Genomic DNA, 12,836 nt, shown 5'->3' with positions numbered 1-12,836 from the left:
CTGTGAAAAGCCCCCGTGAACCTTCACGGGGGCTTTTCGTTACGTCGGTTGCGCCGAATGATTCCGCGCGCTGCGCCGTTCGTGGCGTGGCTGTGACTACTGGGCGTCATCCAGGCCGATGGCGAAGGCCGCCTCGTCGTCTCGCTTGGAGTAGCTGCGGAACGCGATGTGCGTGTCGGTGTTCAGCACGCCCGCGACCTTGCTGATCTTGCCGGGCACCAGGGCGGCCAGATCCTCGTGCTTGCTCACCCGCACGAGCGCGATCAGGTCCACGTCACCTGCGCAGGAGTACACCTCGGTGACTCCGTCGATGTCGGCGATCTCCTGCGCCGCCTCGGGAATGCGTTCGGCGGCGGCCTGGATCAGCACGATGGCGGTGACCACGCTGTCCTCCTCTGGGTCTCAGCACGGGTAACTAAAGCACTCGTAGTCTGCCCTACCGGCTTATCGCTGACGTGAGGACGTCGCTGCGACCTTGGGTCTCCTCATTCCCCCTTTGTTGTCGAGGTGACCCGTGTTCGCACGCAAGCTGATCGCCGAGGTGGCCGGTACGACCATCCTCTGCCTGTTCGGAATCTCCGCCGCCGTGTCCGTCGTCGCGGCCGGCAACGAACCCTCCGGCCTTCTCATCGTCGCCCTGGCCCACGGCCTCGCGTTGATGGTCGGCATCTACGCGTTCGGCGCCATCTCCGGCGCGCACTTCAACCCGACCGTCACGGTCGCCCTCGCCGTGTCCGGTCGCCTGCCGTGGCGAGAGGTGCCCGGTTACGTCGGCGCGCAACTCGCCGGCGGCGTGCTGGCCGCTTCGCTCGCCCACGTCGTGCACGGCTCCAAGGCCGTCGAGGCGGGCCTGGGCGCGACCGCGTTCGGCTCCGGTGTCGGCGTGACCCAGGCCGTCGTGGCCGAGGCGCTGGGCGCGTTCATCCTCGTGACCGCCGTCTTCGCGCTCGCGGTGAACCCGAACGCGCCGCGCGGCCTCCACGGCGTCGGCATCGGCCTGGCCCTCGCCACCCAGATCCTGGCCTTCGGCCCCGTCGCTGGCGCCTCGGTGAACCTCGCCCGCACGTTCGGCCCCGACGTCGTGCTCACCTTCGCGGGCGGTGACCCGGCCTGGAGCCAGCTGCCGGTGTACCTCCTCGCCCCGGTGTTCGGCGGCATCCTGGCAGCCGGCCTCTACGCCCTGGTGACGTCCGTGTCCCGCCGCACGGAAGCGATGAGCACCCGCTGAACGCTCAGTTCCAGCGGTCGTGCAACGGACGCGCGCCCGCGGCCTGTTCGGCCCACGGCAGCCACGCCGCGGCGGCACCGGCGGGGGACGACCAGGGCTCGTCCGCGTACACGAGGCGGGTGCCCGGCTGGTCGAGCCAGCGGAGCACGACGCCGGTCTCCTCGGGTGGCGCCCCGCGCAGGGGACCGGCCGTCGGGACGACCGTTTCCGCGGATGCGACGAGTGCGTCGACCACCGGCATCGGACGGGTGCCGCGGCGGGCCACTCCGGCCGAGGCGAGCCGGCCGTAGCGGACGACCGAGAACTCCCAGCCGCCCTCGCGGTCCGGCCGGGCGGCCACGAGCTGGGGCAGTGCGGCGAGCGCGGCCAGGCGTTGGGCGCGGTCCAGCGACCGGACGAGCCCGGCCAGGCGGTCGCGGCGCCGGGCGGCCTCCTCGAAGCGCTCGGCCGACGCCAGGTCGCCCAGCTGAGCGATGAGCGTGCGTAACGGGTCGGCGCTGCGGCCGACGACGAGGTCTCGCACCGCCACGACGGCGGGGGAGTACTCCTCCACGGTCTGGTGCCCCGCGCACGGGGCCTGGCAGCGGCCCAGCTCGGCCAGCGCGCACGGGGACGCGCGTTGGTTCGTCGCCGGGATCTTGATGGTGCAGGAGCGCAGCGGGACGGCGTCGAGCAGGGCGTCGGCCACCGACTCGGCCGCCTGGCGCGTGCGGAACGGGCCCAGGGCGCCGTCGCGCGGGTTCCTGACCAGCGACAGCCGCGGGAACGGCTCATCGGTCAGGACCAGCCACCACGCGTGGTGCGGGTTCTTGGACCTGCGGTTGTAGGCGGGGCGGTGCGCGCGCAACAGCCGCAGCTCGCGGACTTCGGCCTCCAGCGGGTGCGCGCATTCGACGGCGTCCACGCGCACGGCGAGGGCCACCATCTCGCGCAGCCTGCGTCTGCCCTCGCTGGCCGTGAAGTACTGCCGGACGCGGCGGCGCAGGTCCGAGGCCGTGCCGACGTAGAGCACCTCCTCCTTGGGGCCGCGGAAGAGGTACACGCCCGGTTTGGACGGCAGGTGCGCGGCCAGAGAGCGCTTGCGGCGTTGTTCCGGTGTCACCTCCGGCAGGTACGCCAGCAGTTCCTCCAGCGAGTGCACGCCGACGTTGCCGACGCGCTCCAGCAACGCGTGCAGCACCTCGACGGTCGTGCGGGCGTCGGCCAGTGCGCGGTGCGTCGGCCTGGTCTCGGTGTGGAAGAGGTCCGCCAGCGCGGACAGGCGGCACGACGGTGCCTCGTCGCGGCTGAGCACGCGTCGCGCCAGCTTCACCGTGCACACCACGGACGGTTTCGGCCAGCGGTAGCCGTGGCGTTCGCAGGCGGCCTTGAGGAAGCCGATGTCGAAACCGGAGTTGTGCGCCACCAGCACCGCTCCGGCCGCGAACTCCAGGAACGCCGGCAGCACCGTCCGCAGCGTCGGCGCGCCGGTGACCATCAGCTGCGTGATGCCGGTCAGCTGCGCCACCTGCACGGGGATGCCGCGTTCGGGATCGACGAGCGTCGCGAACTCGCCGAGCACCTCGCCGGCGCGCACCTTCACCGCGCCGATCTCGGTGACGGCGTCCTCCTCGGCACTCCCGCCCGTCGTCTCCAGGTCGAAGACGACGAACGTCGTATCGCGCAGGGGCGTTCCGAGCTCGTCGAAGGACAGTTGACCGGTCACGGCTCGGACGTTAGCGACGGGGTCTGACAATTTTCGGTGTCGATCATTCGCGGGGGCGTTGACCTGCGGTTGCTCCGTTGGGGTGGTGATTCGGTGATCTTTTCCAGATCGTTGTTCCACAGGGCGGACACGTCCGTGCTCTGCTCAAGTGCGAGGGCTCTAGCCTGTTGGGGTGCCAGACCCGATGCCCGAGCCCGAGTTCGACCAGCCTGCCGAGGAGGCGGGCGAGTCCACAGACGACTCCACTGTGGACTGGTCGACCCTGCCGGAGCCGTTGCGGGTGAGGCTGGCGGAGCTCGGTGCCGACGCGCTGGGCGAGATGGCGAAGGTCGACGTGCCCCAGCACCTGCGCCCGGTGGCGAAGTTCGCTCCCACCAAACGCGCCCGGCTGGGCGGTGCACAGGTCGTCGCGGGTCTGCGCGACTCGGCGAACTTCCGCACCGCCGTCGTGGAGTGGCTGCGCAAGAACCGGCCGTCGACGCTGGAGGTCACCTCGCCGGACCCGGTCACCGCGGCCGCCGCGGCGGTGCTGACCGGTGACGACGTCGCGCTGCACTACGTGGAACTGGTGTCGCGACGGGTCGGCGACGCGACGCTGCGGGCGGAGCGCGACGCCGCGGTGGCGCGGGCGGAACGGCTGGAGAGCGAGCTGGAGCGGCTGAAGGTCGAACGCAACCAGCTCGACGGTGCCGCCGAACGCGTCCGCGCGGATGCCGAGATCGAGCTGGAACGCCTGCGCAAGCGGTTGCGCGAGCAGGGCGTGAAGCTGCGCGAGGCCAAGGACGCCGCCGCGGCCGCCGCCGCCGAGGTGGACAAGATCCAGGAACGCACGGCCGACGAGGTCAAGCGTCTCACCGCCGAGCGCGACCGGGAGCGGGAACGCGCGGAGACCGAGCGGGGCAAGGCGCAGCGGGCGATCGCGGACGCCGAGGTGGCCCGTCAGTCGGCGCGCGAGGCCCGGCAGGCGGACGAGGTGCGGCTCGCGTTGCTCGTGGACACGCTCGACGGTGCGGTGACGGGGTTGCGCCGTGAGCTGGCGCTGGGCGGCACCGGGCCGCGTCCCGCCGACCTCGTGCGGGGCGCGAGCGCGTCGCAGGGAGCCGTTGGACGCGTGGAGGATCCCGCGGCGCTGGACCGGCTGTTGGCGTTGCCCGCGGTGCACTTGGTGGTGGACGGCTACAACGTCACGAAGACCGGCTATCCGGAACTGTCGTTGTCGGATCAGCGTGATCGGCTCGTGCACCAGCTGGCCGTGCTGGCGGCGCGCACGGGTGCGGAGGTGACGCTGGTGTTCGACGGCGCCGGGGTCGTGGCCGTGCCCGCGTCGGCGCCGCGGGGTGTGCGCGTGCTCTTCAGCGATCCCGGTGTGCTGGCCGATGACGTGATCCGCGCGCTGGTCACCGCGGAGCCCGAGGGTCGTCCCGTGGTGGTGGTGACGTCGGACCGCGCGGTCGCCGACTCGGTGCGCCGGCGTGGTGCGCACCCGGTGCCGTCCGCCGTGTTGCTGGCCCGTCTCGGCCGCGTTTGATCACCCGGTAGCCTGACGCCGTCGATCTTGACGGTCTTGTTCTCGCGAAGGGGATCGGCGACGTGATGTCGCGCAAGCTCACCCGCGGTGTTCTGGTTACCGCCCTGTTCTTCTCGGCTCTTCCGGCCGTGTCGTTCGCCGCGCAGCCGGCCGATCCGGCGCGCGCGTACGCGGATCTGACCGCGCAGGCGACGAAGCTCAACGAGGAAGTCCTGCGCGCGCAGGAGGACCTCGTCCTGCGGCGGGCCGAGCTCGAACGCGCCACCGCGGACGTGGCGGCGGCGCAGCAGATCGAGCGTCAGGCGAAGTCAGACGAGGACGACTACCGCGGCCAGGTCGACCTGATCACCCAGGCGTCGTTCGAGGGCGCGCGGTTCAACCAGCTGTCGGCGCTGCTCGTGGCCGACTCGCAGCAGGACTTCCTGAACCGCCTGGAGATGATGCGGGTGCTGGCCTCCGACAAGGCCGACTCACTGGCCCGGCTGTCCGGTGCGGTGGAGAAGGCGCGTCAGGCGCACCAGGCGGCGGAGAACGCGCGGTCCCGTGCCGCGGAGGCCACCTCGGCGGCCGAACGGCTGAAGAGCGACCTCGACGAGCGCAGTCGCGCGCTGCAGGCGCAGATCGGTGAGGTGAGGTCGGCGTTGACGCGGCTGCCGGCGCCGGTCGTGAACCAGCTGCGGGATCCGGGAGACCGGTCGCGGATCAGCGTGCCGGCGGGGACCGCGGGCATCGCGCTGGAGTTCGCGCTCGCGCATCGCGGCGACGGCTACCAGTACGGCGCGGCCGGGCCCGATCGGTGGGACTGCGCCGGTCTGACGATGAAGGCCTACGCGGCCGCCGGCTACGCGATTCCCCGCACCTCGGGCGGCCAGGCCGCCGTCGGACGTGCGGTGTCGCGTGCCGACGTCCGCGCGGGCGACCTGATCATCTACTACTCGAGCCGGTCGCACGTCGCGATGGCGGTCGACAACGCGAGGGCCGTGCACGCCTCCACCGAGGGGCAGCCCGTGAAGATCGCGCCGATCGACGCCATCGGGCCCATCGCGGTGATTCGGCGCATCGAGGGCTAGCGTTACGCCGGTGAAGCACCTGAGGACGTTGCTGGCCGTCACGGTCGCCATGACGTTCCTGCTGGGCCTCAGCGTTGCAATGCGGCCTGCTGAGTTGCCGCCGACGGAAACACCTCATTGCAAAGAGGCCGTGCTGACGGTGTCGTCGGGCACCGTGACCAGCAGTTCTTGTGACGGAGAGCTGGCCGGGCGGGTGTCCGGGCTCGTGAACGAGTCGGTGACCGGCGTCGCCGATATATTGGATATCGGCTGGGCTCGCCGGGTCGACGTCGTCATTCCGGCGACGGACTCCGAACTGGTGTCGTTGGTCGGGCCCGCGTTCGCGGACATGGCCGGGATCGCGATCCGTGACGGTTCCGGGCAGCGCGTGGTGCTCAATCGGACGCGTGCGGCGGCGTTGACGCCGTTGGAGCTGCGTGTGCTGCTGCGGCACGAGATCACGCACGTGGCGACGCGTGACCTGACGTCCGACTCGGCGCCGCTGTGGCTGGTGGAGGGGTTCGCGGACTGGGTGGCGTTCCACGGCCTGGGGTTGTCGCTTCGTCAGGCCGCGCCGTTGCTCAGGTCCGACGTGTCGGCGTTGCCGTCCGACTTCAGCGGTGCCGGGCGTGACCTGTCCTACCAGCAGGCGTACTCGATCATGGTCTACCTGGAGTCGCGGCTGGGGGAGCGGGGCGTCGTCGACTTCTTCCTGCGGCACGCGTCGACGTCCGCTGTGGACGCGCGTGCGGTGGACATCGCGGGCTGGCGCGAGTTCCTGCGGTCGAGCATCGGATAGCGTTGGTTCCGTGCGCCGAACCTTGCTGGTGACCAACGACTTCCCGCCTCGCCCCGGTGGCATCCAGTCCTACCTGCACGCTTTGGCCACACGGCTGCCCGCGGACTCGCTCGTCGTGTACGCCCCGAAGTGGAAGGGCGCGGCCGAGTTCGACGCCGCACAGCCGTTCCCCGTGGTGCGGCATCCCACCTCGCTGATGCTGCCGACGCCCGACGTCCTCCGGCGGGCACGCGACATCGCCCGCGCCGAGTCGTGCGACGCCGCGTGGTTCGGCGCGGCGGCCCCGCTGGCGCTGCTCGCGCCATCGCTGGGACTGAGCCGCGCGGTGGCGTGCACGCACGGGCACGAGGTCGGCTGGTCGATGCTGCCGGTGGCGCGGCAGGCGCTGCGGGCCATCGGGTCCGGTGTGGACGTCGTGACCTACGTCAGCCGCTACACCCGCTCGCGGTTCGCCGCGGCATTCGGGCCGATGGCCGCTCTGGAGCACCTTCCGTCCGGTGTGGACACCGACCTCTACCGCCCGGACCCGGCCGCGCGCGCCGAGATGCGCCGCCGGTACGGGCTGGGCGACCGCCCGGTCATCGTGTGCGTGTCGCGCCTGGTGCCGCGCAAGGGGCAGGACGTGCTGATCCGCGCGCTGCCGCTGATCCAGCGCAAGGTGCCGGACGCGGCGTTGCTGATCGTCGGCGGCGGGCCGTACCGGGGGACGTTGGAGAAGCTGGCCGCCGGCGTGCAGCCCGGCGACGTCGTGCTGACCGGCTCGGTGCCGTGGGAGGAACTGCCCGCGCACTACAACGCCGGCGACGTCTTCGCCATGCCGTGCCGCACTCGTGGCCGCGGTCTCGACGTGGAGGGGCTCGGCATCGTCTACCTGGAAGCCTCGGCGACCGGACTGCCCGTGATCGCCGGACGGTCCGGTGGTGCGCCGGAGACCGTGCGCGACGGCATCACCGGCAACGTCGTCGACGGCCTCGACGTCGAGAACGTCGCAGAGCGGGTCGCCGCGCTGCTCGGCGATCCCGAAATGGCGGCCAAGATGGGCCGCGCCGGACGGGAATGGGTGAGCGACCACTGGCGATGGGACCAGCTCGCACACCGCCTCGAAGGCCTCATCGGCTGACGATATCCAATACCCCATATCCCATATATCGGCGCGAGACGCCCGCGCGGCTTTGGGTGGCGCTGTCCAGCATGCGATATCCGATATCCGATATACGGGCAGCGCAGCTGGCATCTGATATCCGATATATCGCTTCTCGTGTCGGGCTGGACGTGACTGTCTGCGGTTCGCCTACCAGCTGCAGGTGGGCGACCGGTGATATCCCATATATCGGCGGAGTGTTCGGTGCGTTTTGGCGCGCGGCACTGATATCCAATATGCTGGAAACGGCTCGCGGGAGTATCGACGATGACGTGTTGAGCGTTGGCGGCGGGCAATCCTGATGTGCGATGTATTGGATATCGGGAGGATTTCTCGATATCGGTGCGAGGCCGCAGCAGATGACAACGTTGTCATCTGCAAGCCGGTATATGACATATCGGCGATCGATATATTGGATATCGGTGCGGATCAGGTGAGTTCGCGAGCGCGGGCTTCCAAAGCGCGCAGGCCCAGTTCGGTGCTGCGGCGGACGGCCTGGTCGGCTGCGGACCGGGCGTCGGAAGGCCGGTCGAGGTCGCGCCACACCACCGCCAGGCCGATCAGCGCGCGGACCTCGCCGGAGGCGTAGCCGATGCGGCGGGCCGTCGCGAGAGCCTGGTCGAAGAGGTCGGCCGCGGCGGCGAAGTCGGTCAGCGCGCGGTGGATTTCGCCCAGGGTGACCCGCACCGAGGTCGCCACCTGCGGGTCACCGCCGTCGGCGACCAGTGAGAGGGCGCGCGAGGCCAAGGACAGCGCGGCCTCGGCGTCGCCGGAGGCGAGTTCCACGGCGGCCAGGTTCTCCAGGGCCTCGGCGTCGCCGGCGGGGACGTTGCCGATTTCCAGGGCGCGTTCGAGATGGGTGCGGGCTTCGGCGAACTGTCCCTGCAGGCGCAGTGCCATGCCGAGGTAGGTGTGGCTGTCGGCGTTGGGGGCGAGCGCCAGGGCCTGGCCGAAGTGGTCGACGGCGTCGTCGATCTCGCCGAGCTCCACCGCGAGCTGGCCGAGGTTGTACAGGCCGGTGCTGACGCTGTCGGCCGAGCGCAGCATCTCCAGGCAGCGGACCAGGGCGGCCTTGGCCTCGGTCAGCTGGCCGGAGCGGCGGTGGACGAGGCTGAGATTGTTCAGCACGCTCGCCTCGGCGTCCTTGTCGCCCAGGGCGCGGTACAGCTCGATGGCGTGGTTGTGGTGTTCCACCGACAGCGCGTACTCGCCCAGCCGCAGGTAGAGGGTGCCGAGGTTGGCGTGCATCGCGGCCTCGGCCGGGCGGTGCGCGGAGGCTTGGGCGGCCTGCAGGCCGTGGCGGGCGGTCGCGAGCCACTCACCGACGTGCTGACCGATCCACAGGTAGCCGCGCAGGGCGTCGGCCAGCTGCCACGCCATCGGGGCCGGGCCGTGCTCGGCGGCGTGCCGGATGGCGGCGATCAGGTTCGGGCGTTCCGCGTCGAGCCACGCCAGCGCCTCCGCCGGGCTCGTGATCCGGGGCGCCGGGCCCGAGGCGGACGACGGCAGCCGCACGATGCCGGGGTAGAGCAGCTCGGCGCAGCGTTCGACGCCGCGCAGGTAGTGGTTCAGCAGCGCGGTCCAGGCCAGCTGCTGTTCGGACGGGCTGTCCGACTCCTCGCGCAACGTCGCCGCGTAGCGCACCAGCTCGTCGTGGAACCGGTAGCGGCCCGGCACCACCGGGACCACGAGGTTCGCGATCGCCAGCACGGTCAGCAGGCCCTCGGCGTCCACGTCGGCCAGCGCGGAGGCCGCCTCGGGCGTGAAGTCCGGTCCTGGCACGAGCGAGAGCAGCCGGAACAACCGCTGCGGCGCCGGGGGCAGGGCCGCGTAGGCGAGCTCGATCGGCGAGCCCGAGATCGTCACGTCGTCGCGTCCGGCCAGGTAGGCCGCCGCCACCCGCAACGCCAGCGGCAGGTGCCCGCACCGGTCGGCCAGCTCCGCGTGATCACCCGGCCCCAGCAGCTCGGACAGCAGCGACGCGGACTCGGCGGGGGAGAACACGTCCACCGGCACGGTCCGCGCGCCGTTCATGGCGATCAGGCCGCGCAGGTCGTCCCGCGACGTCACGATCACCCGGCACGACGCCGTCCCCGGCAGCAACGGCCGCACCTGGTCCGGAGCGGACGCGTTGTCCAGCACCAGCAGCATCCGGCGGCCCGACAGCAGCGAGCGCAGCATCGTGCTCTGCTCGTCGGCGTCCGGCGGGATCTCGTCCGGCGGCACGCCGAGCGCCCGCAGGAACCGCGACAGCACGTCCATCCCGTCCGCGGGCGGCCCCACCGAGTATCCGCGCAGGTCGACGTACAGCTGCCCGTCCGGAAATCGGTCCCGCAGCAGGTGCGCCACGTGCACGGCCAAGGTCGTCTTGCCCACGCCGGGCGGCCCCGCCAGCGTCACGATCGGCACCGAACCGGTGACCAGCGCGGAGATCCGCTCGACGTGCGGGGCGCGCCCCACGAAGTCGGCGATGTCGTCCGGCAGCCGCATCGGCGACGCCGGCGCCCGGTCCGGCTCGCGCGCGACGACCGGCGCGGCCAGCGAAGGCGCTCCCACCAGGATCGCCTGGTGCAACGACCGGAGCTCGGCGGACGGGTCGATGCCCAGCTGCTCGTCGAGCGTCCGGTCGAGCTGCCGGAACGCCTCCAGCGCCTCCGCCTGCCTGCTGCTCCGGTACAGCGCGAGCATCAGCTGCCCCCAGAACCGCTCGCGCAACGGGTGGTCCCGCGTCAGCGCGAACAGCTCCGGCACCAGGTCCGCGTGGTTGCCCAGCGCGAGCTCCGCGTCGATCCGCTGCTCGTGCACCGTCATCAGCAGCTCGGTCAGCCGCGGCGCGTGCTCCGAGTACAGCGTCTCCGAAGGCACGTCGGACAGCACCGGGCCACGCCACAGCTCCAACGCCTCGGCAAACGCTTTCCGCGCCGTGACCAGGTCGTCAGCGCCGGCCGCCGCTCGCCCGCGAGCAGCCGCGTCCACGAACCGGTGCACGTCCACGGCCAGCGGGTCGACCCGCATCCGGTACCCGTCGGCGGCGGTCTGGATCAGCGACGGGTCGCCCAGCGCCGCCCGCAACCGCATCACGTACGTCTGCAACGTGCCACGCGTGCGCGCGGGCGGTGCGTCCCCCCACACGTGCTCGACCAGTTCCGTCACGGGCACGACGCGGTTGGGCCGCAGCAGCAACGCCGCGAGCAACGCCCGGTGCTTGCCCGCCCGCAGCACCACGGAGGAGTCGTCCAGGCGCACTTCCAACGGGCCGAGCAGCCGGAACTGCGGACCCGAAGCCATTACCAACCCCTCGTGAGCGCCGGACGACCCCCGCCTGCCGGACAGCCTATTAGCGCGCTGTCGCCGAGTGACATCGGCGCGTCAGCGATACGTCAGCGCCATACGGCAATCTTCTTCATGTCCCGGTCGGGGGGCCGGGGCAACAAACTTCTCGGGTTCCGCGGAGATCCGCGGATCACGATCGCTGGGGGTCGAAAGGCCCAGGAGCTCTCTCGCAGCTCCTGGGCCTTTCGCGCATTGGACCCCTACTTCGCGTAGATGGCGTCGATGTCCGACGCGTACGTCGTCGCCACGACCGAGCGCTTCAGCTTCAGCGACGGCGTCATCTCGCCGCCCGCCTCGGTGAAGTCCACCGGCAGCACCCGGAACTTGCGGATCGCCTCCGCCTTCGACACCGACTTGTTCGCCTCGTCCACCACGGCCTGGATCTCGGCCAGCAGCTCCGCGTCCTCGATCAGGTCCGCGACCTCGGCCGAGGCCGGCTTGCCGTGCGACTCCTTCCACGACGGGAAGAACTCCGGGTCGATCGTGATCAGCGCGCCGATGAACGGCTGCTTGTCGCCGACGACCATGCACTGCGACACCAGGGGGTGCGCCCGGATGCGGTCCTCGAGCTGCGCGGGGGAGACGTTCTTGCCACCGGCGGTGACGATGATCTCCTTCTTGCGGCCCGTGATCTTCAGGAAGCCCTCGCTGTCGAGCTCGCCGATGTCACCGGTGTGGAACCAGCCGTCCTCCAGCGCCTCCTTGGTGGCGGCCTCGTTGTTCCAGTAGCCGGTGAAGACGATGTCGCCCTTGATGAGGATCTCGCCGTCGTCGGCGATGCGGATCGACGTGCCGGGCACCGGCAGGCCGACCGTGCCGACCTTCTCCTGGCCGCGGAACGTCACGCACGCCGCCGCCGACGTCTCGGTGAGGCCGTAGCCCTCGTACACGGGGATGCCCGCGCCGCGGAAGAAGTGCGACAGCCGGTCACCCAGCGGAGCGCCACCGGACACCGCCGCGATCGCGCGGCCGCCCAGGGCGTCGCGCAGCTTCGCGAACACCAGCTTGTCGAACACCGCGTGCTTGAGCCGCAGCACCAGGCCGGGACCGCCGTTGTCGAGCGCGGACGAGTACTCGACGGCGGTCGCCTCGGCCGCGTCGAAGATCTTGCCCTTGCCGCCGGCGTGCGCCTTCTGCTTGGCGCCGTTGTAGACCTTCTCGAACACGCGCGGCACCGCGACGACGAACGTCGGACGGAACTGGCCGAGGTCCGCGACGAGGTTCTTCACGTCACCGGTGTGGCCCAGCGTCGCACGCGAGTACACGCACGCCAGCGACAGAGCGCGCGCCAGGATGTGGGCGAGCGGCAGGAACTCCAGCAGCGAATTGCCCGCGGTGAGGATCTCCGGGAACCGCGTCAGCGTCGACCGCACCTCCGACAGCAGGTTGCGGTGCGTCAGCGTGCAGCCCTTGGGACGGCCCGTCGTGCCGGACGTGTAGACGAGCGTCGCCGTCTCGTCCGCCTTCACCAGCTTGCGGCGCTCGTGCACCTGGTCGTCGGCGATCTCGGCACCCAGCGCGGTGAGCTCGTCGACCGCGGCGGCCGAGCCCTCGATCTGCCACACGTGGCGCAGCTCGGGCAGCGTGCCGACGACCTCGTCGACGTAGGAGCGGTGCGTGGGCGTCTCGACGAACACCGCCTTCGCGCCGGAGTCGGACAGGATCCACTCGATCTGGTCCGCCGACGACGTCTCGTAGATCGGCACGGTGATGGCGCCGGCCGCCCAGATGGCGAAGTCGAGCAGCTGCCACTCGTAGCGGGTCTTGGAGACCAGGCCGACGCGGTCGCCGTGCTCGATGCCCGCGGCGATCAGGCCCTTGGCGACCGCCATGACCTGTGCGGCGAAATCACGCGCCGTGATGTCGACCCAGGTGCCGTCGACCTGCCGGCGGAAGCTGACGGCGTTGCCGAAGCGCTCCGCGTTGGCCCACACCATGTCGGTGAGGTTCTCCTCCGGAGCCACTGCGGCCGTGGCGGGGACGCTGAACTCGCGCACGTCAACCTCCGTACGGTGATTTGTTACTGGTGGGGAAACTTAGCGTGTGATTCCGC

At 71.1% G+C, this 12,836-nt stretch carries 9 protein-coding genes; 5 read left to right on the top strand and 4 right to left on the bottom strand.

The genetic code is table 11. The annotated features are described in order from the left end of the window. Window positions 1–96: 96 nt before the first annotated feature. Window positions 97–384 carry an Lrp/AsnC family transcriptional regulator gene (locus tag ACWEIJ_RS16165; RefSeq protein WP_045309335.1) on the bottom strand — a complete coding sequence of 96 codons (288 nt, stop codon included), beginning with the start codon at window positions 382–384 and terminating at the stop codon, window positions 97–99. 130 nt (window positions 385–514) lie between these two features. Between ACWEIJ_RS16165 and ACWEIJ_RS16160 the strand changes: the two genes are divergently transcribed. Then, window positions 515–1,228: an MIP/aquaporin family protein gene (locus tag ACWEIJ_RS16160; RefSeq protein ID WP_449837948.1), complete on the top strand. Its 714-nt coding sequence runs from the start codon at window positions 515–517 to the stop codon at window positions 1,226–1,228. Window positions 1,229–1,232: 4 nt separating this feature from the next. On the opposite strand, the gene ACWEIJ_RS16155 is transcribed toward ACWEIJ_RS16160, so the two are convergent. Beyond that, window positions 1,233–2,933 (bottom strand): DEDD exonuclease domain-containing protein, encoded by a 1,701-nt coding sequence (locus ACWEIJ_RS16155; protein ID WP_449837947.1) that lies wholly within the window; start codon window positions 2,931–2,933, stop codon window positions 1,233–1,235. 184 nt (window positions 2,934–3,117) lie between these two features. Here ACWEIJ_RS16155 and ACWEIJ_RS16150 point away from each other — a divergent pair, with 184 nt between their 5' ends. The 4 genes from ACWEIJ_RS16150 (at window position 3,118) to ACWEIJ_RS16135 (ending at window position 7,429) form a co-directional block, all read left to right on the top strand. Then, window positions 3,118–4,461: an NYN domain-containing protein gene (locus ACWEIJ_RS16150; RefSeq protein ID WP_449838197.1), complete on the top strand. Its 1,344-nt coding sequence runs from the start codon at window positions 3,118–3,120 to the stop codon at window positions 4,459–4,461. A gap of 65 nt (window positions 4,462–4,526) precedes the next feature. Continuing rightward, window positions 4,527–5,531 (top strand): NlpC/P60 family protein, encoded by a 1,005-nt coding sequence (locus tag ACWEIJ_RS16145; protein ID WP_449837946.1) that lies wholly within the window; start codon window positions 4,527–4,529, stop codon window positions 5,529–5,531. Window positions 5,532–5,541: 10 nt separating this feature from the next. Further along, window positions 5,542–6,309: a hypothetical protein gene (locus ACWEIJ_RS16140; RefSeq protein WP_449837945.1), complete on the top strand. Its 768-nt coding sequence runs from the start codon at window positions 5,542–5,544 to the stop codon at window positions 6,307–6,309. 10 nt (window positions 6,310–6,319) lie between these two features. After that, window positions 6,320–7,429 (top strand): glycosyltransferase family 4 protein, encoded by a 1,110-nt coding sequence (locus ACWEIJ_RS16135; RefSeq protein ID WP_449837944.1) that lies wholly within the window; start codon window positions 6,320–6,322, stop codon window positions 7,427–7,429. Window positions 7,430–7,879: 450 nt separating this feature from the next. On the opposite strand, the gene ACWEIJ_RS16130 is transcribed toward ACWEIJ_RS16135, so the two are convergent. Continuing rightward, the gene (locus ACWEIJ_RS16130; protein WP_449837943.1) at window positions 7,880–10,738 is read right to left on the bottom strand and encodes a BTAD domain-containing putative transcriptional regulator; all 2,859 of its coding nucleotides are present in this window, start codon (window positions 10,736–10,738) and stop codon (window positions 7,880–7,882) included. Window positions 10,739–10,983: 245 nt separating this feature from the next. After that, a complete protein-coding gene (locus tag ACWEIJ_RS16125) occupies window positions 10,984–12,780 on the bottom strand; it encodes an AMP-dependent synthetase/ligase (RefSeq protein WP_449837942.1) in 1,797 nt (598 codons plus the stop codon). Window positions 12,781–12,836: the final 56 nt, after the last annotated feature.

The sequence above is a fragment of the Lentzea sp. NPDC004789 genome, from assembly GCF_053601075.1.
Note: the sequence above shows the minus strand (reverse complement) of the source record. Positions and strands in the feature narration are given on the sequence as shown.